Genomic DNA, 26,082 nt, shown 5'->3' with positions numbered 1-26,082 from the left:
CGCTCACGCCGCCTTCGACACCAAGGGCTCGCTCTCGACGAACTCCGTCCCGATCAGATAATCGCGGCAGCCGCGCAACGACCGCAGGGCGCGGTTGAAGTCGATGCCGGTCGAGACCAGGGCATGCAGCGTTGCCGGATTGCGCACGATGCCGCGCAGCACGGCTCCGAGGTCGATCTGGCCGTTCGGCTTGATCGCGGCGCGGGCCAGCGCCGGCAGCGCGCGGTGGGCGGGGTCGCTGATGACGCGGACCGCGGCGAAGGGCAGCCCGGCCTCGGCGGCGTAGGCCGCGGCGATGTGGCTTTCCATGTCGACCGCGGCGGCCCCCGTCTCGGAGTGCAGGGCCGCCTTGCAGGAGCGCTTCGTGACCACTTCCTCGGCACCGGCGAGGCTGCCGCGCACGACGCGGCGGCGGCCGGAGGTCAGGCGCTCGATCAGCTCGTCGCCGAGCGACAGGCCGGCGGCCCAGCGGGTGTCGCCGGAGAGCACTTCAGTCGCCAGCACGACGTCGCCGGAGCGCAAGCTCGGGTCGAGCCCGCCGGCCACGCCGAATGAGATCACGCCGCGAATCGTCTCAGGATCCACCACCGTCAGAAGCGCCCGCAACTGGGTCGGGCTGCTGGATGAACAGATGACCGCCATTCCGGGCCCGGCCGCGATGCGGGCCTCCTGCACCAATCCGGTCACGATCAGTATCGGCCGCGGGTCGATGGCCTGACCCACGGTAAAATAGTCCCCCGTCCCCAAAGTCACATTCCGACCCCTACCACCCTGCTGTTGGTGTTCCGCAAGTTCCGATACCGCGCCAACGCCCACAGCGGAAAGAACTTTGGGTAACCATGATAACGTAGATAGAACACGCGGGGGAAGCCTGTGGCGGTGTACCGCTGCTCGTCCCACAGTCCTTTTTTGTCTTGTGTTGCAATCAGGTACTCCACCCCGCGGGCGACGGCCGGGTGATCAACCTCGCCTGCCGCCATCAGGGCAAGCAAGGCCCATGCCGTTTGCGAGGCGGTCGAGGGGGCGGCCTCCCAACCCTTGTAGTCGAGCCGGTAGCTGACGGCGTCCTCGCCCCAGCCGCCGTCGTCGTTCTGGATAGAGGTCAGCCAGGCCGCCGCCTTGCGGATCATGGGGTCCTTGTGGTCGACGCCGGCCATGTTGAGGGCGCACAGCACCGACCAGGTTCCATAGATGAAGTTCATACCCCAGCGGCCGTACCAGGACCCTTCCGGGTGCTGGGTCTTCCGCAAATAGGCGACCCCGGCGGCCACCTGCTTGCTGGTCTTGGCGGTCTCACCGAGCTGGGCCAGCATCGAGATGCATCGCGCCGTGACGTCCTCGGTCGGCGGATCGAGCAGCGCGCCATGGTCCGAGAACGGGATGTTGTTGAGGTAATATTCGAGGTTGTTGACGTCGAAGGCGGCCCAGCCACCGTCGTCGCTCTGCATGCCCTCGATCCACTCCCGGCCGCGGGCGATCGCGTCGTCATAGCCGGCCGCACCGTGCTCCCGGCGCATGCGGTCCATCGACATCACCACGACGGCGGTGTCGTCGAGATCGGGATAATGGGCATTGTTGTATTGGAAGGCCCAGCCGCCCGGGCGCACGTCGGGCCGCTTCACTGCCCAGTCGCCCTTCACCTCGAGCTCCTGCCTCGGGATCAGCCAGTCGAGGCCCTGCTTGGCGGCCGGCACCGCCTTGTCACCGCCGGCCTCCAGCAGCGCATGCGCGGTGAGCGTCGTGTCCCACACCGGAGAGACGCAGGGCTGGCAATAGGCTTCGTCGTCCTTGATGACGAGCAACTTGTCGATGCCCCGGCGCGTGATCGCGCGTGGCGGGAAGTTCTCGTCCTTGCCGAGGGCGTCGTACATCATGACGATGTTGGCCATGGGCGGGTAGATCGCGCCCATGCCGTCCTCGCCGTTGAGCCGTTCCTCGGTGAAGGCGAGCGCGGCGTCGATCGCGCGCTTGCGCAGACTCTTCGGAAACAGCGGCTCGATCACGCGCAGGATCGCATCGAGCGAACGAAACAACAGAAACCAGGCCATGCTCTGGTGCGGCGCCTTGGCGGTCATGCCGATCGAGCGCGGGTCCTGCAGGAACAATTCGTCGATGCCGACGCCTTTCGGATTCCTTGCGCGCGGCTTCAGCGCGGCGATCACCATCAGCGGCACCATAGTGGTGCGCGCCCAATAGGAGATCTTGTTGAGGTGGAACGGCGACCAGAACGGCAACAGCACGATCTCGATCGGCAGCACCGGCACCGCGCGCCAGGTCACGACACCGAAGGTCGCGAGCAGGAAGCGGGTGAAGACGTTGCTGTTGATCGCGCCGCCGCGAGCGTGGATCGCCTCGCGCGCGCGCACCATGTGCGGCGCGTCGACGGAGTCGCCGATCATCTTCAGCGCGAAGTACGCCTTCACGCTGGCGCTCATGTCGAACTCGCCGTCATGCACCAGCGGCCAGCCGCCATGGGGGCCCTGGATGCGGCGCAGATAGTTGCCGATCTTGGCCTCGAGCACGGTGTCGACCGGCTCGGCGAGGTAATGGCGCAGCAGGATGTACTCGGCCGGAATCGTGCAGTCGGCCTCGAGCTCGAACACCCAATGGCCGTCGGATTGCTGGAAGCCGAGGATGCCCTGGGTGGCCGACGCAATGCTCGATTCCAAAGCTTCGCGGCTGGTCGCGGTCACGGAATCCATGTCGCTCGATTGCTCCGATACTCGATTGAAAGTTGACCGGGACAATTGCCCGTCGGGCCGCCTTTCAGGATTCTTTGGCGGCCAGAACCAGATCGGCGGCGCGGTCACCCGACCGGACCGATCCCTCGATGGTTGCTGGCAATCCCGTAGCAGTCCAGTCGCCGGCGAGGAACAGGTTTTTCAGCGCAGTGACCGGCCCGGGACGCAGGGCATTCTGGGCCGGCGTCGCCGCAAATGTGGCGCGGCGCTCGCGCACGATCTGCCAAGGAGGCAGCTCGCCGGAGACACCTCCCGCCTGGCAGACCTCGTTCCAGATCGTCTGCGCCAGTTCCTCGCGCGGCATGTCGACCAGGCGGTCGCCATTGCTGATGGTCACCGAGAGCCGGTTCGGGAACGCGAACAGCCATTCCACCACGCCGCCGATCACGCCGAGGATGGGCGCCGAGCCCGGCGGCGGCTCAAAGCGGAAATGCGCGTTCACAATGGCGCGGAATTCGGTCGGCGTCTTCAGCCCCGGCAGCAGGTTGGCTGCCGCGCGCGGCGGCACCGCCATCACGACGACATCGCCCGCGCCGAGCTGGATCAAATCCTCGCTGCCGAAATTCAGTGCGGTCAACTTGCCGTCCGTGCTGACGAACGAGCGCAGCTCATGGCCGAGCTGAACGGTGTGGCCACGCTCCTGCAGAAACTTCACGGCGGGCTCGATCAGAACCGCGCTGAGACCATCACGCGCGATCAGCGGGCGGCAGGCCTGCCCGCCCGCAAGCAGCGTCTCGCGCACGATTGCGCCGGCGAGCCCGGCCGAGCCCTCGGGCGGATCGACGTTGAGAGCTGCCAGCAGCAGCGGCTGCACCAGGCGCTGATAGAGGATGCCCTCGGTCGGAATCGACTTGCCGACCAGCGTCTCCTCCGACGCCCAGATCAGCGGCGCCAGCTTGAGATAATCGGAAAGGCCGGTGTCGGGCACGCGGCGGCTTTCGTCGAGCACCCAGGTCGGCCACCGGCCATCGCCGAGATCGATCTGCCAGCGCTGCCCGGTCTTGATATCGACGAACGGAAATTGCGCCCGCTCGGGGCCGACCAGGCCCGCCTCGGTGCCGATCGCGCGCGCATAGGCGCGCGCATGGCTGTTGCCCGACAGCAGCAGATGATTGCCGTTGTCGATGGTGAGATTGGTGGCGCCGTCGAAATAGGACCGGCAGCGGCCGCCGGCCTGGTGCGTCGCCTCGTGCACGGCGACCTTGAAGCCGGCATTGGCGAGCCGCACGGCGGCGGAGAGGCCGGAAATTCCAGCGCCGATGATGTGAGCTGTGTTTTGCATCAGATGAAAGCGTAACGGAGCAGGATCAGGATGCGCGTGATCTTCGACACACGCACCGGCTCGCGCGGCGCGGTGAAGCCGCGCGCGATCAGGAGGTCCAGAATGGAATGGTAGTATTTCGACATGATCCGCGGCGCGCGCACGGCGCGGCGCCTGTTGCGGTTCATGATCTCGTCCGACTTCTCGAAATGCACCTTGGCGCGCTGCGCCAGCGGCATGCAGACCTTCGGCAGCGCGCGCTCGGCGATCACGCGGTTCGGATCATCAGAGGTGATGCCGGCATGCAGCAGCGCCTCGCGCGGCAGATAGAGCCGGCCAAGGCCGGCGTCCTCGTCGATGTCGCGCAGGATGTTGGTGAGCTGCAGCGCGCGGCCGAGGTGGTGCGCGAGCAGGATGCCGTCTTCCTCGGGCATGCCGAACACGCGCACCGACAGCCGCCCCACGGCGCTGGCGACACGGTCGCAATACAGATCCAGCGTCGCCATGTCGGGCGCACGGATATCCTGCGGCACGTCCATCTCCATGCCGTCGACGATGGCGAGGAAATCCTCGCGCTTGAGCCCGAAGGTCTTCACCGAGGCGACATAGTCCTTCAGCCGCGGCGGCGGATGGCCCTGATAGAGCGCGTCGATATCGTTGCGCCATTCCTGAAGTGCGGCGAGCCGCTCGGCGCGCGGGCCGTCGGAATCGGCGATGTCGTCGACCTGGCGGCAGAAGCTGTAGATCTGAAACATCGCTTCGCGCTGATCACGCGGCAGGATGCGCATCGCGGCATAGAACGAGCTGCCGGATGCGGTCGGGCCGTAATTGGCGCCGGGCGTGGTCGCCTCAAGCGTCATGGGCAGTCCCCGGTCTGGAAATGGCCTTGCGACGGATCGCGCGGCGGCCAACTTCGCCGATGATCCCGGCGAGGCTGAAGGCGAGCAGCTCGAATTTGTTCAGATGCACGCGCTCCCGCAAGGGATCGCGTACCTTGAGCAGGCGCACGATGCGGTCGGCATAGGCCTGGATGACGGAGACGTCGACGCCGAGACGGAAATCCCGGATCTCGGCTGCGAGCGACCTGCCCTCCCCGAGCAGCGCCTCGTTGCGTGCGGCGAGCGACTGCAGGCAGGCCAGCATCGCCGGCGGCGACTGCGCGAGACCGAGCTGCTCGACGGAGGCGCCGTGTGCTGCCAGCGCATCGCGCGGCAGATAGACGCGATTGAGCTCGCGATAATCCTTGCCGCAATCCTGCAGGTGATTGTTGATCTGAAGGCCCGCGCAGAGCGCGTCCGAGGCGGCCCATGTCGAGGTGCTCTCGCCGTGAACGTCGAGCATGAAGCGGCCGACCGGCATCGCCGAGTAGCGGCAATAATGGATGACCTCGTCCCAGGTCTCATAGCGCAGCTTGGTCACGTCCATGCGGAAGGCGATCAGCACGTCGAGCGCATGACGCGGCGCCATGCCGCGCTCGGCGAGCGCGCGGCGCAAGCTGACGGCCTCAGGCTGGGTGTCGCCCCTGCCGAGCAGTTCCGCCTCGAGCAGATCGAGATAAGCGAGCTTCTGGTCGGCGGGTAGCGTCGCGTGGTCGGCGATGTCGTCGGCTGTGCGGACGAAATTGTAATAGGCCAGGATCAGGGCGCGATGACGCGGATGAATGATCCAGGACGCGACGGGAAAATTCTCGTCGCGGTCACCCTTGCCGGATCGCAATTCGCTCGCAGAGGTCATCGAGGGCTGGTTTACAATCGTTTGGACAGGAAGGGCTTTTTCGCTCGGGCGGGCTCACGCCGGCGACGCCGCCGCGGCCCCCATATAGGGGAATACGGCCGCAAAACCAATCCTGTCCGTCGATGGCTGCCCCTTCGGATTAGGCCCGGAAAAGCGGCCGAGGGCCGCCTTTCTGGGCCAATGGCCGAGTTTATTGATTGTGGTTCTTCAGCACCTGGTCGCAGGCCTGCGAGATCTTGGCCCGGTTCTCCTTGAGGCAGGCCAGGATGGTGAAATCGCCCTGGTCGATGACCGGGCGGCAGAACTTCTGCACATCGCGGGTGCAGGCCTTCTGCTCGGCGTCCGTGCCACGCCCTTGCTGGGCGAACGCCGTCGTCGAAAGGGAGGCCGACAGCAGGGTGAGAGCGACGAGAAGATTGCGCATTGTATTCCTTCATTCTGACGGCAGAATCGCACCGATCCCGGACTGCGCAGGGCGGATGGCCGGAACGGATTGGTTCTGATGGCAAGTCGCCGCTTGTAGCGGCCTCAGAGAAGGCACAAGCACTGGCAAATGCGGCCAAATTGGCGCCGCCCCCGCCGAATCAGGTCTTCCCCGCGCCTTCATTGACAGATGTAAGGGATTGATACTACATCATAATTCGGGAGCATTGCGTTTTAATGCAGACCTGTTGCCGCGCTGCATCTCTTCGTCCGTCGTCGGCTGCCGGAAACATGACGAAACGCGGCAAATCGCGGCCCTGGAAGCACGGCGGCGTCGCGTGAACCGCCGTCTCTGGCCGCCAGGCTTTGAACCTGCGACTTGCTCGGAGTACTAAACTTTCGGTGTGGCGAGACGTTCTCAATCGAAGCGAACGTCGTTCCAAAACGGGATATTCGAGATGACATTCTTTGGGCGATCTGGACTGGCAATCAAGGCGGCCGGCATCGGGGCGGCGCTGCTCTTCTCGGCATCGGCAAGTCATGCTCAGTCGTCCGGACCGTTTGCCGGTTTCGACGGCGCGTGGACCGGAACCGGCACGGTGTCGCTGTCCGACGGCTCCACCGAGCGCATTCGCTGCAAGGCGGACTATAAGGTCGCCGGCAGCGGCCTCAACCTGAAGCAGGCGCTGAGCTGCGCCTCCGACAGCTACAAGTTCAACCTCACCAGCGACGTGACGAGCCAGGGCGACCGCATCTCCGGCAATTGGAGCGAGTCCAGCCGCAACATCTTCGGCAATCTCCAGGGCACCGCCGGCGGCGGCCAGATCGAGGTCTTCGTCGAGGCCAACGGCTTTGCCGCCAACCTGTCGCTGCGCACCAACGGCACCAAGCAGACGGTGCAGATCTCGTCCAAGGGCGAGATCCGCGGCGTCAACATCACGATGACGAAGGGCTGAAGGCCTTTCGCACGCAATGAGGAACATGCCCCCGGTTCTCGCGAGCCGGGGGCTTTTTGCTGACACGAACTGACCGGCTGGATTTGCTGAGATGGACCCGATCCGCAGACATCTGCTGAAGGCCGCCGGGCTCTTCGTGGCCAGCCGCGCCTTCGCCAGCGAGCAGCAGGGAGCGAACATGCAGCCTTCGTCCGTGAAGCCGCGTCACGTGCTCTGCTTCCTCGGCAAGAATGAAAGCCTGCTGCATCCGCCGAAGGCGGTGGCGAAGACGATCGCCGATTTCGGCTTCGAGATCGACCGCACCTATTCGCAAGCCAAACCGGATCCGCACATGGAGCGCTCTTTCGGTGTGTGCTGGGACCGCGTCTTTCCGAAAGCGTGGTCCGAGGCGGACGAAATGGCCGTACTCAATCACAAAGCGGTCCTCTACGTGCTGAGCCCGCCGATGGAGCAGCACAAGACGGTCGCCTATTCAGCTGCCGCCTTGCGAATTGTCGAGGAGATGATCGAGGCCGGCGCCACCGCCGTGAAGGGCGAAAGCGCGGGCGTTGCCCACGGCCTCGCGCGATGGCGGCAACTGGCCCGGGAGTGCAAGGCCGCCGCGAACCCGAGCCAGGGCCTTGTCACGGCAGCCATGGCCCGGACCTGCCGCCTCGCCTTCGCCAAGCGGCCGCTCGCCGGCGACACCTACAACGAAAGCGTCGGCTTCCATCTCGTCGGACTGCCGGACATCTATGTCGCACGATCGCGCGGCAGCGACCGGAACGCGGTGAAGCTGATGGACGAGATCGCGGACGCGATGGCTGAGCGCGGCATCGAGGCAACGCTGCGCGACCGCAAGCTCGCGCTGTCGCGGGAGCAGGACTACGCCGAGGGCGACTTCAAGTTCAATCCCTACGGAATCGTCCGCGTCGAGGCGTGAGCCGAACCGCGCCGGATCAGTCCTTTCGCGCGATGCATTCGCACCGGCATCGGAAATAGACCGCGTCCGGATCGCGTTCCCAAGCCTCCCATCCGGCAAGCGCGGCCCGGATCTCATCGTCTGTCGCGAGCCCACTGCCCACGAGTTGCGGTCCTAGGTCCAGCAGGCTCCGCCGCGCATCGGCAACGGCCTCGCTGCGGGTCTGCGCATCGGCACCGTGGTTGACGTAGCTTGCACCGGCCCAGACCGGCGCGAAGCCGTGGGCTCGGAGGATGGAGCCCTGCCGGCGCCCGAAGCGAAGCGCCTCCGGATCGTCGTGCTGGTACCAGCGTTGCCAGAGATCGAGCGCGAGCCGCACGCCGTCGATTTCAGGATAAAGAACGTTGCCGCCGACGTCGGCATCGCGCGTTGCGACGAGACCGCGCGGCTTCAGCACGCGGCGCGCTTCGGCCAGCGTTCGCGCCAATATCTCCCGGCTCTGATGGTAGAGCACCGCGTGAAAGAACACGGCGTCGAACGTTCCATCTGCGAACGGCAGCGCCGTCATATCGGCTTCGACAAAGGCCAGATTGGTCGAGCCCGCCGCCGACACGAGCCGATTGGCGGCGGTAATGGCCGTCGGCTCGATATCGAGGCCGACGGCCTTTTCGACGTGGTCCGCCAGCGCTGCCGTAATGGTGCCGGGCCCGCAGCCCGCGTCGAGCAGGGTCATACCCGATGTCAGGAACGGGACGAAAAAAGCAGCTGAATCACCGCCTCGCTTCTGTTGAAACGCCACGATGGAGCCGTCGTACTGCATGATTCGTCCCCGACCGGAACTCCGGCGCAGTCATTCAGACTGCGCCGATTCCATGTCCGGTGGATGAAGCCACTCAGATCGCCTGCTTGTCCGGGCCGTGCAGCTTGGCGTGCAGATTGATCAGCCACATCGCCGTCGGCCGGAGGATGAAGAGGTCGGCGACGAGCGCCATCACCATCGAGAAGGCGCTGAGCCAACCGAACAGCCGCAGCGACGGCAGGTCGGAGAACACGGTGACGACGAGGCCGCAGGCCAGCACCACCGTGGTCAGGATCAGCGCAGGTCCCACCAGCACGGTCGCCCGCTCCACCGCCAGCGCCGAGCCGACGCCCGGCTTGTTCTCCAGCCGCAGGCGGTTGAGGAAGTGGATGGTGGCGGAGAGGCCAAGTCCGAACGAGACGGTCAGCGCGACGACGCTGGCGAATTGCAGGCCCTCGCCCATCGCCCACAGCACCGTGCCCGACATCACCACCGGAAAGATGCCCGGCAGGATGCAGGCGAGCGTCACCACCCAGGAGCGGAAGGCGAGGCCGATGAAGATCGCGACCAGCGCGAATTCGATCGTGAGGCCGTGGTTCAGCTTCTCGATCATGTTGGCCGAGTTGCGCGCGGCGATGGCGGCGAGACCCGTCACGGCGATCTCATAGCCGGGATGCTTCTTGCGGACGGCGTCGAGCTCGGAATCGAGCTTGTCGACGATCGGCAGGAGCTGGCTGGAATCCTTGTCCGGCACGCGGCCGGCCACCACCACGGCGTCCTGCTCGGCGTCGATGAAGCGCCGCACCAGGTGCTCGGGGATGACGCTGACATATTCTTTCAGCGTCGCGACATCGGCACTGCCGGCCTTCTCCGCCAGCCAGCGGCGTAGCGTCTCCAGCGACCACACGTTGCCGACCCCTGCGGACTTCTCGACCGTCGCATGCACCTCGGCGATGGTCTGGAGCGTTTGCGGTGAATAGAGCGATTCACCCTTGGGGAACACGATCAGCACGTTGACGGGATTGGCGCCGGTGAGCTTGGCATCGAGCCGATCGCTGGCAGCAACCGCCTGGCGCTTGTCCGGCACCTGGTCGGCGAGCCGGTAGCGCGGCTCCAGATTGGCATAGATGACGCCGAGGCCGCCGACGAACAGCACCGCGATCAGGCTGAACAGGCCGGGCCGGCCGACCATGCGCACCGCGATCCAGTAGCAGAAATTGCGCAGCGCCTGGACACCGGCGTCCGCACCCTGGAACTTGACCGCGAAGACCTTCTCGTTGCGCACGAACAGGACGCCGAACACCGGCACCAGCGACAGCACCGCGACCAGCGCGATGATGGTGGCGGCAAGGCCCGCCTCCCCGAACTTGCGGATCAGGTCGGAGTCGGAGAACATCAGCGCGATGAAGGAAATGCCGGCGGTGCCATGCGTCAGCACGCAGGCCGGGCCCACCACCAGCACCGCGTTCTTGAACGCGGTGAACTTGTCCTGGCCCGCGATCAGCCGGTCGCGCGCGGCGAAGGTGAGCTGCATCGAGTCCGAGAAGCTGATGACCATGATGAGCGGCGTCATCACGTTCAGGAACATGTTGAGATTGAAATTGGCCCAGCCGAGCGCGCCGAGCGCCAGCAGGATTGCTATCATCGGCGGGAATGCCGCGGCGATCATGAACGAGATCTTGCGGAAGAAGATGATGGCGATGATGCAGCCGGCGAGGATGCCGAGGATGTTGTAGGTCAGCCCGTCACGCTCGACCGCATTGCGGATCTCGAGCTGCATCACCGGCACGCCCGAGAGCTGCACGTTGAGCCCGGTGTCGCCGAGATCCTCCTTCATCAGCGCGCGGATGTCGCCGACGGTCTTGGTCAGCTTGTTGGAGCCGACCACTTCGGGATCGAGCGACAGCACGATCAACGCCAGCGTGCCGTCCTCCGACAGCAACTTGCCGCGGATGATCTCGTTGTTCTTGACGGTCTCGATGAACTTGTCATAGGCCGCGCCCTCGGGCAGCTCGGCCGGGAACAGGGCCGCCGGCAGCTTGCCGGGGGCCGGCGCCTGGCGCGCCGAGAACAGCGAGACCAGCCCGCGGGTGCCTTCGACCAGCTGCAGGTCGGTGACGAAGTCGCGCAGCTTCTCGAGGTTGCTGCGTTCCAGGAGGGTCTTGCCCTCGACCACGACGAGGACATCGAACTCCTCCGCCGGGAACTTCTTGGTCACCTCTTCGTACTGGCGGAATTCGCGGCTGTCGGAGCGGAACAGCTGCGACAGCGAATCGTCGATCTTGATCCGGTAGATCCCGAACACCGCGCCGACGATCAACGCGAGCAGGACGATGCAGGAGACGATCGGGGCCCGAACGGCGATCAGCCCGAGCCGCTCCAGCCCGAAGGCGATGGAGGACGTAGGTCCCTGCTCGACCTTGTCGACATGAACCTCATTCTCGCTGTGCTTTTCGAGCATGCCTTATCCAGTTCCTAAATCGGCTCGGCCTTGCGAGCTTATCGCGCCGCGCGAACGGCTTGAAAACGCCATACCAATGGGAGGCTTGCCCTTTGAAAATGCGCGGAAAATCGCCGGCAGCGGTTTAGCAGGTCAACAGGTCTTTTCGCAAGCAGGCCCGGCGCGGCCGAATCGATCAGAAAAGTGGCGATCCGGGCTTGGAATGACCGTCATCCCGGCGAGGATGTGCCAATCTGGCGCGGCGCGCGGTCCGCACTCTCGTCCTTCAGCGCCACGCCGGTGATCTCCCGGGCCAGCCCCTCGCGGACCAGCCAGGCGATCTTGAACGCCGCCTCCTCGTGGCTCAACCCGGCGTGATGGATGTTGGAGACGCAATTGCGCTCGGCATCGGTGCGGCCGGGCCTCGGCGCAAAGGTCAGATAGGCGCCGAGGCTGTCGGGCGCGGACAGGCCGGGCCGCTCGCCGATCAGCATCACGACCATGCGCGCACCGAGAATGGCGCCGATCTCGTCGCCGAGCGCGACGCGCGCGCCCGATGCGACGACGACATGGCGAACCGCGACAGCATCCCCCTCCGCAAGCAATGGCAGCAGGCGCCTCACCACGATCGCCGCATGGCTATGGACCGCCGCCGCGGACAGGCCGTCTCCGATCACGACCGCGAGCTGGCACGGCGCCGAGATGCTTCGTGCCAGACGCTGGGCCGAGGCGGGATCGAGCTGCCGTCCCAGGTCCGGCCGCCGCAGATAGTCGCTGCGATCGACCGCCCGGCTCCTCACCTCGGTCGCGGCAACACCGAGCGCGTCGAGATCGGCGATGAGACGCGGCGTATCGAAGGCGGCATGCACGGCATCGCGGGCGCGGGCATGATCCAGCGTGAAATCGAGCAACGCCTTCGTCGGCAGGCTCGCGCCGCTGCGTCCCAGCGCGACGCGCGCAGGCGTGAACGACTGCAAATCGAGGGTCGGACGGCGCGGCAGGGCCGGGTCAGACATGGGGCATCATTCGGCCGGAACGGCGGCCTCGCGCAGCCGGATCGAATAGTTCGAAGCGTTCTGTTTGCCGCTGGAGGCCGCGCGCGCAAAGGTGATGAGATGGTGCGCGATCAGCGTGCAGCCGATCAGGCCTTCGATGTCGCCGCGCTTGATGCGGCCCAGCGCGAACTTCCAGAACACGCGCCTGTAGTCGCCAAGCACGCCGACCTTCCAGAAGATGTTGCGTAGCATGACGAGGCCGCGCCGGATGTTCGGCCAGGTCTTCATCTCGTCCGGCACCGGCACCTTGAGCCGGTTCACATAGACGTGGTCGCATTGGTGCTGATAGCGCGCGTAGACCTTGTCGGGCGCGTAAGCGACTGCCATGGCGTGCTTCCAGGACGCGACGACCTCGTCATAGGGCAATAGGAAGTCGACGTTGGAATCGCGGCCATCGTCCTCGACCAGCCGCCCCTCGCGCTCAAGCCGGTCCCATAGCGGCGTCTTCGGCAGCGCCTGCAGCAGATTGATGGTGAGCAGCGGAATCCGGGACTCCTCGACGAAGGCGAGCAGCGCCTCCGAGGTGTTCGGCTTGTCGGTGTCGAGCCCCATGATGATGCCTGAGACCACCTCCATGCCGTAGGAGTTAATGGTGCGCACGCCCTCCAGGATCGGGACCATCATGTTGTGGTCCTTCTGCATCGCCTTCAACGCGTCGGGATCGGGCGTCTCGATGCCGCAGAAGATGGTGATGAAATAGGCCTCGCGCATCTTCTCGAGGATCTCGGGGCGTTTGGCGATGTTGAGCGTGGCCTCGCAGGCGAGCCGCACCACGTAGCCGGTCCGCTTCTGCCACTCGATCAGGTGCGGCAGCAGGTCCATGGCCGCCTTGCGGTTGCCGATGAAATTGTCGTCGACGAAATAGACCGTGTCGGTCATGCCGCATTCGCGCAGGCGGTCGAGCTCGGCGATGATCTGCTGCGGCGTCTTGATGCGCGGATTGCGGCCGTAAAGGCCGGGGATGTCGCAGAACTCGCACTGGTAGGGACAGCCGCTGGAATATTGGATGCTGCCGAGGAAGTACTTCTTCACGTCGGCGAGCTCGTAGGCCGGAATCGGAAACTCCGTCATCGGCACGCGGTCCTTGGTCGTGAGCACGACCTGCTGCTCGGGCCGCGAGGTGTCGCGCGACAGGATCTCGATCAGCTGGTTGGTGGCATCGCCGAGCTCGCCGACATGCAGATAATCGAAGGACGGGTAATAGTCGGGACAGGCGCTGACGGAAGGCCCGCCGAGCGCGACCGGCAGATCGAACTCATGGGCACGGCGGCAGATGTCGTTCATCTGCTGGCGCTGGATGTGCATGCCGCTGACGAAGACCGCTTCCGCCCATTCGAACTCCTCCCTCGTCGTGCGGCGCAGGTTCTCGTCGACGAATTTGACCTGCCACTCCTTCGGAAGATAGGCGGAGATCAGCAGCAGCCCCTGCGGCGGCATGAAGGCGCGAACGCCATCGGTCAGCGGATAGGAATGCTCGAACGTGCCGAAGGACGAGGTGTAGCGCGGAAACACGCAGAGAATCCGCCGGGACGTTCCGTTACTTTCAGCTCGCATCAAAGCTCCCCCGCCACACTCAACCGATGGTGCGGAAATTGCCAGCCCGACACATAGCGTAATGCTGTCGCCGGAATTTCTCAATATTGTGGCGTAAGCATAATTCCGAGAGGCGCCGATGGTTTCCCAACCGAGTGACCTTCCGCCTCATGCGATCAGCCGCGCGGCAAAATCGGGCAGCAGGCCTGCATCGCCGGCAATCCGGAAATCGGCACTTGCAATGCCCGAGCGCGCCAGCCAGTCGTCGAATTCCGGCGCACGGCGCAGCGCGAAGACGTCCCTGACATAGAGCGCGTCGTGAAAAGACGTCGACTGGTAGTTCAGCATGACGTCGTCGGCACCGGGAACACCCATGATGAAGGTGACGCCGGCGGCGGCGAGCAGCGTCAGGAGATTGTCCATGTCGTCCTGATCCGCCTCGGCGTGGTTGGTGTAGCAGATGTCGACCCCGAGCGGCAGGCCGAGCAGCTTGCCACAGAAATGATCCTCTAGCCCGGCGCGGATGATTTCCTTGCCGTCATAGAGATATTCGGGGCCGATGAAGCCGACCACGCTGTTGACCAGCAGCGGAGCGAAGGCGCGGGCGACCGCATAGGCGCGCGCCTCGCAGGTCTGCTGGTCGACGCCGTGATGGGCGCCCGCCGACAGCGCCGAGCCCTGGCCGGTCTCGAAATACATCAGGTTCCGCCCGACCGTGCCGCGCGACTGCGACAGCCCGGCCTCTTGCGCCTCCTTCAACAGTGCGAGGTCGATGCCGAAGCTGCGGTTGGCGGCCTCGGTGCCCGCGACCGACTGGAAGACGAGGTCGACCGGCACGCCCTGCCCGATCAGAGACAGCGTCGTCGTGACATGGGTCAGGACGCAGCCTTGCGTCGGGATCTGCAGCCGCGCGATGATCTCGTCGAGCAGCCGCAGCAATTGCGCGATGACGGCCGGATCATCGCTGGCGGGATTGATGCCGATGCAGGCATCGCCTGCCCCCAGCAGGATGCCGTCGAGGATCGAGGCGGTGATGCCCCTTGCATCGTCGAAGGGATGGTTCGGCTGCAGGCGTGTGCTCATCCGCCCCTTCAGGCCGATGGTGTTGCGAAAGGCGGTGGTGACCTCGCATTTCCGCGCCGCCAGGATCAGATCCTGGTTGCGCATCAGCTTCGACACCGCGGCCGCCATCTCCGGCGTGATGCCGGGCGCCAGCTTGCGCAGGATCTCGGGCGTTGCGGCGTCCGACAGCAGCCAGTCGCGGAAGGCGCCGACCGTCAGCGATGCCACCGGCGCGAACGCCCTGGCGTCATGGCTGTCGATGACGAGGCGGGTGACCTCGTCGGCCTCGTAGGGAACGACGGCTTCCTGCAGGAACTGGCCGAGCGGCACATCGGCGAGCGCCATCCGCGCGGCGATCATCTGCTCGGAGCTGGCAGCGGCAATGCCGGCCAGCCGGTCGCCGGAGCGTGGGGGTGTCGCCTTGGCGAGCAGGTCGCGCAGGTCGGGGAAGCTGTAGGTCGTGGCGTCGATGCTGTGGCGGTAGACCAAGGGTCTCTCCGGGGTTGCTCGGCCAACGGCCGACTCCAAGACTATCCCAAAAGACTATCCTGAAACTAAACCTTCGGATCAAGACGCTGAAATGACTTGCCTTTCCTTCGACCAAGGACGGAGGCGGCCAGGCCGCGCGTTAACGAGGCGTCCATCTTCGTTCTGCATAGTTTTGCAACAATTTGCCTGACCCCGTTCACCGGCCGGTCAGGCCAATCCGGGCTCCTTGAACATCATGACATCCGACCGATCTGGGAATGCCGCCAAGCCGGCAGGCCGCTTCACGCTTGCCAGCAAGCTCTATGCGATCTTCGCGCTGTTCGCGCTGCTCACGGCAGCGATCGCGATCTTGTCCGACTACAACAGCCGCCGCAGCGCGGACCTCGCAGTCGCGATCGAGACGGCCAATGCCGCCGCGCTGAACGTCGAGCGGGTCAACTCCCTCGTCTATGCGGTGGTGATGGAATCGCGCGGCATCTACATGTCGACCGAGCCGGCCGTGGTGAAGAAATACGGCGACGGCCTGCTCAAGTTCAACGCCCAGATCCTCGACGTCGTGAAACGCTGGGAGACCATCGTCAAGGAAGACGATGCCGAGCAGTTCGCGACCTTCAAGAAGCGCATCGAGCAGTTCGTCGAATTCCGCAAGGAGCTGGTGCGGCGCGGCGTCGAGATCAACGCGGCAGCGGGCCGCGAATGGGGCGACAACGACGCCAACCGCAGCGTCCGCTCGGCGCTGAACAAGGACCTCGAGGCGCTGTCCAAGGTCTATGCCGAGCGCGGCAGGCAGATCGCGCAGCAGACCGAGACCGCCCGCACATTGTCGTTCATCCTCACCTGCCTCGGCGGCGTGGCGCTGGCCCTCGTCGTCGCTGGCATCGTCATCATTGCCCGCTCGATCGCCCGGCCGCTCGCCGCGATCACCGCCACCATCAAGCAGGTCGCCGACGGCGCCGACGATGTCGTGGTGCCGCACTCCGACCGCGCCGACGAGATCGGCGCGCTGGCCCGCGCCATCCAGGTGTTCCAGGACTCGATGGGGCGCAACCGCAACCTCGCCTCGCAAGTGTCGCAAGACGCCGCCGCGCGCGAGGAGCGCGCCCGTCACGTCGAGCGGTCCGTCGAGCAATTTCGCGAGGCGATCGGCGCGATCATGCGCGGCCTCAGCGACAACGCCTCCGTCATGCGCGAGACCGCGCAGACCATCACGCGTGTCACTGCGGATGCTAGCAGCCGCGCCGGCACCGCGGCGAATGCCACCGAGCAGGCCTCGCACAACGTCACCGCGGTGGCGGGCGCGGCCGAGGAGCTTTCGGCCTCGGTGGTGGAGATCGGCCGCCAGGTGCGGCAGAGCGCGGGCGCGGTCGAGCAGACCGGCCAGCGCACCGAGAAGTCGATCTCCGAGATCGAGAGCCTCGCTGCAGCCACGCAACGCATCGACGGCGTGCTCAACCTGATCCAGGCGATCGCCGAGCAGACCAACCTGCTTGCGTTGAACGCCACCATCGAGGCGGCGCGCGCCGGCGATGCCGGCCGCGGCTTTGCTGTCGTCGCCCACGAGGTGAAGGCGCTCGCGGGCCAGACCGCCAAGGCCACGGCCGAGATCAGCGAGAACGTCGCGATGATCCAGGCCTCGACGCGGAACGCCGTCGACGCCGTGCGCGAGATCGGCGGGGCCGTGCGCGAGATCAACGAGGTCACATCCGCGATTGCCGGCGCCGTCAGTCAGCAGGACCAGGCCACGCGCGAGATCTCCTCCAACGCGCAAAGCGCCGCCCAAGGCAACGAGACGCTGGTGGCGAACATCACCTCGCTGCGCGATGCCATTGGCGAGACCGATACTGCGGCGGCTTCGGTGTTCACCGCCGCCAGCAGCCTGACCGAGACGGCGCAGACGCTGTCGCGGGAGGTGGAGACGTTCTTCCAGAACCTGCGCGCGGGGTCGGCGGACGGGCGCATCGCCAAGGCGGGATAGCGGCCCGCCTGGCGCCGCGAAAACGGTCGCTCCAGCAAAAACGGAAAAACAACCCCATGCACAGTAGGCGGGGTGAGGTTTTTCAATGGCTTGGCCGAACGGCGCGAAAGCGTGCTGTTCTTACGGACCGATTTTGACTCGTCGGGCAAAACAGGGGCATGATGTCAGCATGCCGAGCGTGGCGCCTGCCGCGGCTGGCAACCGAACGGGGTTACCGCTCCGAACCCGATCGAGCGACCAAGATCCGGACCCGGCCGCCGGCATCCTCGAGTTCGCGGTAACGAGTTAGCTCGGCCTGGAGCTCCGGATCGGACCTCGCCCAGGCCAGCCAGTCGAACGGGACCGCGCTCAGCAGCCGGGTATCCACGAGGATCACATCCGGACGACCGGCGCGCAGGTCTGCGAGCAAGTGCCGCCGCTCGAAATCGATGATGCTGTCCAGTCTTGCGCGCTCGCCTTCGGTTGGCGTCGTCGTTTTCTGCAGCATCATCGCGCCGGCAGCCAACAGCTGCATGCAGGAGCTGCCCACCCAGGTCCCGTTGACCTCGCGGACGAGCGGATGCCCCAGCGCGACGTGATCGCCGATCGTGATCAGCCGCGGATGCTTTGCGAGGGCCAGGATGCGCTCCTTGAGCGGCGGAAACGGCCGGACCTGCAAGGCCAGGCAATAGCCGATGAGCGCAACGGCGGCGAGGCCGGCGATCATGACCGGCATCCGCATCGTCCTGATGCGCGCATGCAACAGCGGCGCGGCGATCGCAAAGACACAGAGCGCAAACGCCGTGTAGGTCCAATGCTTGCCCTGGAGAACGAAACTCGCAGCTCCACCGAGCGCCGCAGCCAACCACGGGGTCGCGTTGCCTCCAAACTTGAACTCGTGCGGGGCCAGCAAGCCGAGAAACACGACGGACCCGGCCAACACCATGGCCGGGAAAGACAGCAGATCGCCCAGATTCATCCGCAACGGCAGATATGCGGCAGAGACCATCGGCGCATAGTCGAAAAGATAAGCGGGGAAAACGCTGGCGAGGACCGCTCCGTATCCGATGACGACAGCCGCCGCCGTCATCGCTTCCGGAGAGAACAACGGCCTGAGCGAGCGCTGGCGGAAGACCGCCAGCACGATCGGAAGCCCAACGACCATGGCAAGGTGGGGCTTGATGCTCATGGCGAGCCCGGCCCCAAGTCCCGCCAGGATCGCAACCGGTCCGGGGCTGAGGCCACGCCAGCGGATCGCGGTGACGGCGACGAAAGGGGTCAGCGCAATGACGGCGACGTGCTCACGCTGTCCGAATACGCCGCTCGGAAGAATTGCGAACAAGAACGCGAACAGGCAGGTCGCAACGATCCGCTCTTCAGCCCCCAGCCTTGCCGCCGCAGCGGCACGATCGATCATCAGAAGCGCGACGACGATTTCGACCAGGATCAGGATGATCACGATCACTTCAGGCGCAATTCCGGTCGTTCGCGCCAGCATCGATGCCGGCATGTACAAATAGACCGACAGGGGTGGATTCAGCTCGAAGAGATCGACGCCCGGCTTGCGGCCATCCAGGACCTGCTCGCCCTCCGTCAGCAGGCAGGCCAGATCCGGGTTCAGGACGATCGGTATCTGGACGAGCAAGGCAGCCAGGAGGAGCGCCGCGACGATCAGCCAACGCAGGCTCATGCGGAAATGGCCCGCCGGCACCTCCAGGACGCGAGCGCTTCCTGTAACGTCGGTATCGGACGTTTTCTCGCGCGAAAGCGATCTGTGCTCTTTCACCTGGGTGAACCCGCCATGGCGTGCAGGGTCACTCTCGGTCAGCAGTAGTTACTATTGTACTACAGTGATCTGAGGCCATACGGCATCGCGGCCAAAGGACTTGCCCGTCGCGGCGCTTCGAAGCGCCGCCGATGCGCAATCCGGCCAAGGGCCACGGCGCTACCCCATCACCCCGCCGCGCCTGATCAGCTCCTTCCCGACGGCCGCGAGATGCACCTGGTCCGGCCCGTCGCCGATGCGGATGAAGCGGGCGTAGACGTAAGCGCGCGCGAGGAACGTGTCCTGCGAGACGCCGGCGGCGCCGTGGATCTGGATGGCGCGGTCGATGACGCGGGCGGCCATGCTGGGGACCACGATCTTGGCCGCGGCGATCAGATCGCGCGCGGCCTTGTTGCCTTCGCGGTCCATCTTGTCGGTGGCCTGCAAGGTGAGCAGCCGCGCCTGCGCGATCTCGCAGAAGGAATGCGCGATGTCCTCGCGCACCGAGCCCTGCTCTGCGAGCGGCTTGCCGAAGGCGACGCGCGAGACCGCGCGCTGGCACATCAATTCCAGCGCACGCTGGGCGCAGCCGATCAGGCGCATGCAGTGATGAATGCGGCCGGGGCCGAGCCGGCCTTGCGCGATCTCGAAGCCGCGGCCCTCCCCGAGCAGAATGTTCTCGGCGGGCACGCGGACGTTGTCATAGACGATCTCGGGATGGCCGACGGGCGCATCGTCAAAGCCGTAGGTGAGCATGTCGCGGACGATGCGTACGCCGGGCGTATTCCTCGGCACCAGGATCATGGATTGCTGGCGATGGCGGTCGGGGTGGTCGGGCGCAGTCTTGCCCATCACGATCAGGATCTCGCAATCCTCGTTCATCGCGCCCGAGGTAAACCATTTGCGGCCGTTGACGACGTAATCGTCGCCGTCGCGCTTGATCTCGCACTGGATGTTGGTGGCATCGCTGGAGGCGACCTGCGGCTCCGTCATCGAGAAGCCAGAGCGGATACGCCCCTCGAGGAGCGGCGCCAGCCAGCGCTCCTGCTGCGCCTTGGTGCCGTAGTTGGCGAGCACCTCCATGTTGCCGACATCGGGCGCGGAGCAGTTGAAGACTTCGGGCGCCCAGAGGATGCGGCCCATGATCTCCTTCACCGGCGCGTATTCGAGGTTGGTCAGGCCCGGGCCGTGCTCGCCGGACAGGAACAGATTCCAGAGCCCCTGATCGCGCGCCAGCCGCTTCAGATCCTGAAGGATTTGCGGAGTCTTGTAGCGTGAAGCTTCCGGCTTGACCTGCTCGTAATAGAGCTCCTCGACCGGCTCGACATGGGCCTGCATGAACTGGCGAACGCGGTCCTGGAGCTCCAGCGAACGGGCGGAGTGGTGAAAATCCATGCTGGTCTCCTGTTCGCTACATTTGAGGTCGTCATGCCCGGCTTATCCCGCCTGCGCGGCCGAAGCCGCTTCGGCGAGGCGAAGGCCCGGGCATCCACGTTCTTCGTGCCGCGGGGAAATGCGTGGATGGCCGGGACAAGCCCGGCCATGACGTGATGGAGACATCAGTCTCGTAGGGTGGGCAAAGCGAAGCGTGCCCACGCTCTTTCTCGGTCATCATTGATAGATCGTGGGCACGGCGCAAGTGCGCCTTTGCCCACCCTACGATTTCGCATCCGCCGCGAGAACCCGCCTCTCACGTCCCGCGCAACAGCTCGCTTGCCACCACCCAGTCGTTGCCGTCGAACTGGAGCATGTAGCCGTCCTTGATCGGGCGGAAATCCTGCGGCGTGGTGTTGAGGGTGATGCCGGGCATCAGGAGCGACAGCGGCACGTTCTTCAGATTCGCGGCCTGCGCCATGATGTTCTCGCGCGTCAGATTGTCCTTGCACTGCTTCAGCAGCGCCACCAGCGCCTCGGCGACGGTGTAGCCGTAGAGGCCGGCGACGTTGTTGATGTCGGCATTGGGCAGGCGCTTCTTCATGAAGTCGATATAGGCCGTCATCGCCGGGTCGTCCCTGGGCGTTTCGACGAACGGCTTGAGCGCGCCGAGCGACAGCACACCCTTGCCGGCCTCAAGCCCGGCCGGCGCCATCACGGTGGCCTTGTTGGCGCATCCCGAGGCGAGAAAGCGCGTCGGCTGCCAGCCGACCTCGTGCGCCTTGCGGATCGCCTGCGCGCAGGCGCGCGGCGTCACCGAATAGATCATGAAGACGTCGGCCTTGGTATTGGCGAGCGTCAGAACCTGGGAATCGACGGTGGGGTCGGCGACCTCGAAGCTCGAGGCCATCGCGATCGCCTTGTCGGCGTCGGCACCGAGCGCCTCCTTGACACCGCGAAGATATTCCTTGCCGGCGTCGTCGTTCTGGTAGAGCACCGCAAAGCGCGCATTCGGGTTCTTGGCGCGGGCATAGGCGACATCGATTGCGGCCTCGCTGGTGTAGTTCGGTGCCCAGGGCAGCGCGATCGACCACGGCATGTTGGCGGGATCGTTCCACTTCGAGGCCGAGCTGATCAGGAAGATCTGCGGCACCTTGTTGCTGTTGAGATATTTTGCAATCGCCGAGCTCGGCGCCGTGCCCATGGTGGCGAAGATGAAGGCGACGCCGTCGCCCTCGACGAGGCGCCGCGCGGCTTCCATGGTCTTGGGCGGGGAGAAGGCGTCGTCCAGCGAGATCAGGTTGAGCTTGCGGCCGCCAACACCACCCTTCTCGTTGATCTCGTCGAAATAGGCGGAGATCACCCGTCCCGTGATGCTGAGCGGCGAGGCCGGACCGCTATAGGGCATGGTGTTGCCGATCTTGATCTCGGTGTCGCTGACCCCAGGACCGTAGGATTTTTGCGCGGAGACAGGGGCGGACGCGCAGGCGGCGGCCAGCGCTGCGGCCAGGGCCAAAGCGGCTTTCATGGTTTCTCCCCGATGATCATCGCCGCGCGAGACGGTCACGCGGCGTGCTGACTCTTGTCAGCACGTCAGCTCAGCGGAGTTCCGCAAGAGGGTCTTGCGTCGAGTTGCTGATGGCGTTGCGCTAGCCGCGCCGCTTCAAGGCGAAACCCAAGCTGATCCAGCCGGCGCCGGCCATCATCAGGTCGATACCGAGAAACAGGCCGAGGATGTAGACGCTGTTCACCGGCCAGCGCGCCACGACCAGGAGGCCGAGCAGCAGCGTGATGGCGCCCGAGAGCGCGACCCACAGCCACGGGCTCTCGCGCTTCATGCTGAAGGCAAGAAACAGCCGCACCGCGCCCGAGGCGATCAGCGATGCGCCCAAGAACAATGTCAGCAGGACTGCCGCGAACAGCGGGTTGGCGAAGGTCAGGAAGCCGGCGATGACATAGAGCACGCCGAGCAAGGCCCAGATCAGAAACTTGCCCCAGCTCTTCATCTGGAATGCGCCGATGATCTCCGTCACGCCGGCGACGATCATCATGGCGCCGACCACGATCACACTCGCCACCGTCGCCATGACCATGCTGCCGAGCGCAACGAAGCCGGCGATGAGGTAAACGACGCCTAGCGCGACGATCCACCCCCATTTGCCGTGCAGCGCAGAGATACCCGAGCTGGAAGGATGAGATGCGTCTGAAGCACTGGTCATGGGCCACTCCTGCATGCGAAGCCCGCGGGCACACGCCAGGATAGCACACACCGCACCGGGACGACAGCCAGCAGAACAGCCTTCACCTGTCGCAATGTTGACGCAAATCAAGCTCGCGCGCGGGGCTTCAGCCGCGCGTGCGCTCCATCTCGAGCTCGGCCTTGAGATTGTCGAGATCGCGATAGATTGAAGCGACCGCGAGGACGCGGCCGCCCTTGCGGTACTTCAGCAGGCAGTCCCTTCCGGAGATATTGCCGTCGATCGCGACGTCATCGAAGTTCTCAGCGTGGCCGACATAGTTGATCGGCACGTCATAGTGTTGGCTCCAGAAGAACGGCACCGCGTCGAAGCGCTCGCGCCTGCCGAGCATGTTGCGCGCGGCGGTCTGACCCTGCCGCTCCGCCACCACCCAATGCTCCACACGGATGCTCTGCCGCGAATGGGGATCGGGCCAGCGCGTGATGTCGCCGGCCGCGAAGATACCGGCGACGCTGGTCTCCAGATATTCGCTGACGCTGACGCCGCGATCGGCGGTTAGCCCCGCCTGCTCGGCGAGCGCGAGGCGCGGCTTGACGCCGATGCCGACCACGACGAGGTCGGCCTCGATGACAGCACCGCTCTTCAGCCTCGCACGTAGGCCATCGAGCTTCTCCACCGTTTCCTTCAAGTGGAAGACGACGCCGTTGTCCTCGTGAAGGGAGCGAACGAAATCGCCCATCTCGGCGCCGAGCACCTTCTGCATCGGCCGCTCGTCCGGCGCGACCACGTGCACCTCGATCTTGCGGGCCCGCAAGGACGCCGCGACCTCGAGGCCGATGAAGCTGGCGCCGATCACCAGCGCCCGCTTGGCGCTCCCCGCCGCCTGGATGATCGCCCGGCTGTCGGCGACGGAGCGCAGGGTGTGAACATGCGGCTGGTCCGCGCCCGGGATCTGCAGCTTGAGCGGCTCGGCGCCGGTCGCCAGCAGCAGCCGATCGAACGGCAGCTTGTCGCCGTTGCCGAGCGTGACGCTGCGCGACTTGGCATCGATCGCGACGACGTCGGCGTTGAGCCTGAGATCGATGCCCGAGTCGCGGTAATAGTCCTCGCCACGCAGCGGCAACCAGTCCTCCGGCGCGTTGCCCGCAAGGTAATCCTTGGAGAGATTTGGCCGGTCGACCGGCATCGCGCCGTCATTGCTGAACATGGTGATGGCACCGGCAAAGCCCTCGCGCCGGAGCGTCTCGGCGGCGGCGAAGCCGGCGGCGCCACCGCCGACGATGACGAATTTGTCTGGCGCCGGTGCGCTGCGATGGGCGGACGGCGGCGTCAGGGCCTCGCGCTTGCGCCGGACGATGATCTTGTCCTGATCGCGCGTGGCCTCCCAGACCGCCAGCGCGTTCAAGGCCGGCGGCCGCGTGGCTTCGCCCGTGCGCAGGGAGAAGCAGGCATGATGCCAGGGACAGCGGATGGTGTCGCCCACCACCAGGCCCTCGGCGAGCGGGCCGTGATAATGGCTGCAGGCCGGCTCGATCGCAAAGACCTCGCTGCCAGCCTGCACCAGCAGGACATCGTCCTCTCCGACGTGACCGAGCAATTTGCCGTCCTTGAACTCGGTCAGGGCCACGCCTTCGGTCAGGTCGGGTCCGCTCGGCTTCTTATCCTCGGCCATGGCAACGCCTCCATCATGAGCGCGCGAGTCAATCGTCCGAACTGGCGAGCCCCAAGAGTTCCTGGCGCGTCAGCGCATTGTCGCGGAATACGCCCAGCATGCGGCTGGTGACGAGATCGGTCCCAGGCTTGTGCGCGCCGCGCGTGGTCATGCAGTGATGTGTCGCCTTGATGATGACGCCGACGCCTTCGGGCTTGAGCACGTCGTTGATGGTGTTGGCGATCTGTGCGGTCATCTTCTCCTGGATCTGGAGCCGTTTTGCGTAGACGTCCACCACGCGTGCGAGCTTGGAGATGCCGACGACGCGCCCCTGCGGAATATAGGCGACCCAGGCGCGACCGACGATCGGCGCCATGTGGTGCTCGCAATGGCTCTCGAAGCGAACGCCGCGCAGCACGATCATCTCGTCATAGCCTTCGATCTCCTCGAAGGTCTTTTGCAGGATTTCGGTCGGGTCCTGTGCGTATCCGGAAAAATACTCTGCGAACGCGCGTGCAACGCGAGCAGGTGTCTCGCGCAAACCGTCGCGCGCGGGATCATCGCCGGCCCAGCGGATCATGGTCCGGATCGCCTGTTCGACCTCCGCCCTGTCAGGCCGATCGGACGGCGTCTGCGCCACGGCGACACGTTCCAGCTTGCGCACTTGTGACTTCATCAAGCTTCTCCCCTGCAACGAGCCCGCATATGGAAGCGGGCCCACAGCTTGGACGGCGCCAATCGGAAAAGGTTCCCGAAAGTCGGGGAAATTTGGGGAACGGGAGGATGGCCTAGTGCCGACCCGCCAATCCCCTCATGATGAGGTGCGCCGAGGGCGCCTCGGGGCCGCCTATGAGGCAGCCGCTTTCCGCACGTCGATCACGGCCTGTGCCCATTCGGCCGGCCGCTCTTGCGGCAAATTGTGACCGGCGTCGGTGAAGACGCGCCGCTCGAAAAACCCCTCGAACTTGCGCGCGTGGTGGGCGGTGCCGGGATTGACGCCGTCGCTGTCGCCGTCGATCGCGATCGTCGGGACACGGATCGGCGGCTGCGCGGCAAGCTTCGCCTCGATCCCCGCATAGGCGGGATCGCCGGCAACCAGCGCGTAGCGATGGCGGTAGGAATGGATCACGACGTCGACGAAATCGGGATTGTCGAAGGACACGGCGCTCGTCTCGAACGTTGCGTCATCGAAGGCCCATTTCGGCGACCACATCGTCCAGAGCTGACGGGCAAAGCCGCGGCGGTTGCGCTCCAAGGCGCGGCGGCCGCGCTCGTTGTGGAAGAGATATTGATACCAGAACGCCGCCTCCTCCGGCGGCGAGGCCGGCTCCATGGCGAGGGCGATGTTCTGGATGTTGTAGGAATTGCCGGAGACGAGACCGATCACGCGCTCCGGATAGAGCGCCGAAACCACGCAGGCGGCGCGCCCGCCCCAATCATAGCCGCCGACGATGGCACGCTTGACCCCGAGCGCATCCATGAAGGCCAGGAGATCGGCACCTAACGCCGCCTGCTCGCCGGAGCGTAGCGTCTCGGCGAAGCGAAACCGCGTCGGCCCGTAACCGCGCAGCCAGGGCACCAGCACGCGTGCGCCGGCCTCGGCGAGGATCGGCGCGGTCTCGGCATAGGCGTTCACGTCATAGGGAAAGCCGTGCCCCATGATGCAGGGCCAGCCGTCCGGCGCACCGTATTCGCGATAGGCGATGTCGAGGACGTCAGTGGTGACGGTTTTTTGTTGCATGCATG

At 65.5% G+C, this 26,082-nt stretch carries 21 protein-coding genes; 3 read left to right on the top strand and 18 right to left on the bottom strand.

Features of this window, described 5'->3' with window-relative positions; genetic code table 11:
• Positions 1-3: 3 nt before the first annotated feature.
• The 6 genes from ACVWYQ_RS37125 to ACVWYQ_RS37100 all read right to left on the bottom strand — a co-directional run bounded on the left by ACVWYQ_RS37125 (position 4) and on the right by ACVWYQ_RS37100 (position 6,160).
• On the bottom strand, positions 4-816 hold the full coding sequence (locus tag ACVWYQ_RS37125) for a phosphorylase (RefSeq protein WP_404542448.1): 813 nt from the start codon (positions 814-816) through the stop codon (positions 4-6).
• Positions 750-2,702 (bottom strand): squalene--hopene cyclase, encoded by a 1,953-nt coding sequence (gene shc / locus ACVWYQ_RS37120; RefSeq protein ID WP_404542451.1) that lies wholly within the window; start codon positions 2,700-2,702, stop codon positions 750-752. Before shc ends, ACVWYQ_RS37125 begins: the two co-directional genes overlap by 67 nt.
• A 64-nt stretch (positions 2,703-2,766) precedes the next feature.
• Positions 2,767-4,023 (bottom strand): hydroxysqualene dehydroxylase HpnE, encoded by a 1,257-nt coding sequence (hpnE, locus tag ACVWYQ_RS37115; RefSeq protein ID WP_275496554.1) that lies wholly within the window; start codon positions 4,021-4,023, stop codon positions 2,767-2,769.
• Complete coding sequence (gene hpnD, locus ACVWYQ_RS37110) at positions 4,023-4,862, bottom strand: presqualene diphosphate synthase HpnD (RefSeq protein ID WP_404542454.1); 840 nt, start codon at positions 4,860-4,862, stop codon at positions 4,023-4,025. Before hpnD ends, hpnE begins: the two co-directional genes overlap by 1 nt.
• Positions 4,852-5,736 (bottom strand): squalene synthase HpnC, encoded by an 885-nt coding sequence (gene hpnC / locus ACVWYQ_RS37105; protein ID WP_404542456.1) that lies wholly within the window; start codon positions 5,734-5,736, stop codon positions 4,852-4,854. Before hpnC ends, hpnD begins: the two co-directional genes overlap by 11 nt.
• 190 nt (positions 5,737-5,926) lie before the next feature.
• Positions 5,927-6,160, bottom strand: a complete 234-nt coding sequence (locus ACVWYQ_RS37100; protein ID WP_225145159.1) for a hypothetical protein — start codon at positions 6,158-6,160, stop codon at positions 5,927-5,929.
• A 457-nt stretch (positions 6,161-6,617) separates the two neighbouring features.
• Here ACVWYQ_RS37100 and ACVWYQ_RS37095 point away from each other — a divergent pair, with 457 nt between their 5' ends.
• On the top strand, positions 6,618-7,115 hold the full coding sequence (locus tag ACVWYQ_RS37095) for a hypothetical protein (protein ID WP_157281367.1): 498 nt from the start codon (positions 6,618-6,620) through the stop codon (positions 7,113-7,115).
• 91 nt (positions 7,116-7,206) lie between these two features.
• Positions 7,207-8,037, top strand: a complete 831-nt coding sequence (locus tag ACVWYQ_RS37090; RefSeq protein ID WP_404542457.1) for a hypothetical protein — start codon at positions 7,207-7,209, stop codon at positions 8,035-8,037.
• Between the two features lie 16 nt (positions 8,038-8,053).
• On the opposite strand, the gene ACVWYQ_RS37085 is transcribed toward ACVWYQ_RS37090, so the two are convergent.
• From ACVWYQ_RS37085 to ACVWYQ_RS37065, 5 genes are all read right to left on the bottom strand, one after another.
• A complete protein-coding gene (locus tag ACVWYQ_RS37085) occupies positions 8,054-8,836 on the bottom strand; it encodes a class I SAM-dependent methyltransferase (RefSeq protein ID WP_404542458.1) in 783 nt (260 codons plus the stop codon).
• A 73-nt stretch (positions 8,837-8,909) separates the two neighbouring features.
• Positions 8,910-11,276, bottom strand: a complete 2,367-nt coding sequence (locus tag ACVWYQ_RS37080; RefSeq protein ID WP_271545280.1) for an efflux RND transporter permease subunit — start codon at positions 11,274-11,276, stop codon at positions 8,910-8,912.
• A 209-nt stretch (positions 11,277-11,485) separates the two neighbouring features.
• Positions 11,486-12,271: an ethanolamine ammonia-lyase subunit EutC gene (gene eutC, locus ACVWYQ_RS37075; protein WP_404542460.1), complete on the bottom strand. Its 786-nt coding sequence runs from the start codon at positions 12,269-12,271 to the stop codon at positions 11,486-11,488.
• Positions 12,272-12,277: 6 nt separating this feature from the next.
• Positions 12,278-13,864 (bottom strand): B12-binding domain-containing radical SAM protein, encoded by a 1,587-nt coding sequence (locus ACVWYQ_RS37070; RefSeq protein WP_157281353.1) that lies wholly within the window; start codon positions 13,862-13,864, stop codon positions 12,278-12,280.
• A gap of 147 nt (positions 13,865-14,011) precedes the next feature.
• A complete protein-coding gene (locus ACVWYQ_RS37065) occupies positions 14,012-15,394 on the bottom strand; it encodes an ethanolamine ammonia-lyase subunit EutB (protein ID WP_404542463.1) in 1,383 nt (460 codons plus the stop codon).
• Positions 15,395-15,629: 235 nt separating this feature from the next.
• On the opposite strand from ACVWYQ_RS37065, the gene ACVWYQ_RS37060 reads away from it, so the two are divergent.
• Entirely contained in the window at positions 15,630-17,369 is a 1,740-nt protein-coding gene (locus tag ACVWYQ_RS37060) for a methyl-accepting chemotaxis protein (RefSeq protein ID WP_404542466.1), read from the top strand.
• Between the two features lie 211 nt (positions 17,370-17,580).
• Here the strand turns inward: ACVWYQ_RS37060 and ACVWYQ_RS37055 are convergent, their stop codons facing one another.
• From ACVWYQ_RS37055 to ACVWYQ_RS37025, 7 genes are all read right to left on the bottom strand, one after another.
• Positions 17,581-19,038, bottom strand: coding sequence for a hypothetical protein (locus ACVWYQ_RS37055; RefSeq protein ID WP_271545285.1), 1,458 nt, complete (start codon positions 19,036-19,038; stop codon positions 17,581-17,583).
• Between the two features lie 255 nt (positions 19,039-19,293).
• Positions 19,294-20,508, bottom strand: a complete 1,215-nt coding sequence (locus ACVWYQ_RS37050) for an acyl-CoA dehydrogenase family protein (protein ID WP_404542469.1) — start codon at positions 20,506-20,508, stop codon at positions 19,294-19,296.
• A gap of 295 nt (positions 20,509-20,803) precedes the next feature.
• The gene (locus ACVWYQ_RS37045) at positions 20,804-22,015 is read right to left on the bottom strand and encodes an ABC transporter substrate-binding protein (RefSeq protein ID WP_404542471.1); all 1,212 of its coding nucleotides are present in this window, start codon (positions 22,013-22,015) and stop codon (positions 20,804-20,806) included.
• Positions 22,016-22,136: 121 nt separating this feature from the next.
• Entirely contained in the window at positions 22,137-22,706 is a 570-nt protein-coding gene (locus ACVWYQ_RS37040; RefSeq protein ID WP_271545288.1) for an HdeD family acid-resistance protein, read from the bottom strand.
• A gap of 127 nt (positions 22,707-22,833) precedes the next feature.
• Positions 22,834-24,357: an FAD-dependent oxidoreductase gene (locus tag ACVWYQ_RS37035; RefSeq protein ID WP_404542474.1), complete on the bottom strand. Its 1,524-nt coding sequence runs from the start codon at positions 24,355-24,357 to the stop codon at positions 22,834-22,836.
• 28 nt (positions 24,358-24,385) lie between these two features.
• Positions 24,386-25,012, bottom strand: coding sequence for a GTP cyclohydrolase I FolE (gene folE / locus ACVWYQ_RS37030; protein WP_036006126.1), 627 nt, complete (start codon positions 25,010-25,012; stop codon positions 24,386-24,388).
• A 171-nt stretch (positions 25,013-25,183) separates the two neighbouring features.
• On the bottom strand, positions 25,184-26,077 hold the full coding sequence (locus tag ACVWYQ_RS37025) for an alpha/beta fold hydrolase (RefSeq protein ID WP_271545291.1): 894 nt from the start codon (positions 26,075-26,077) through the stop codon (positions 25,184-25,186).
• Between the last annotated feature and the right edge of the window lie 5 nt (positions 26,078-26,082).

The organism is Bradyrhizobium sp. USDA 3397 (assembly GCF_054060965.1).
The sequence above is the reverse complement of the archived record's forward strand: the minus strand, read 5'-3'. Positions and strand labels throughout refer to the sequence as shown.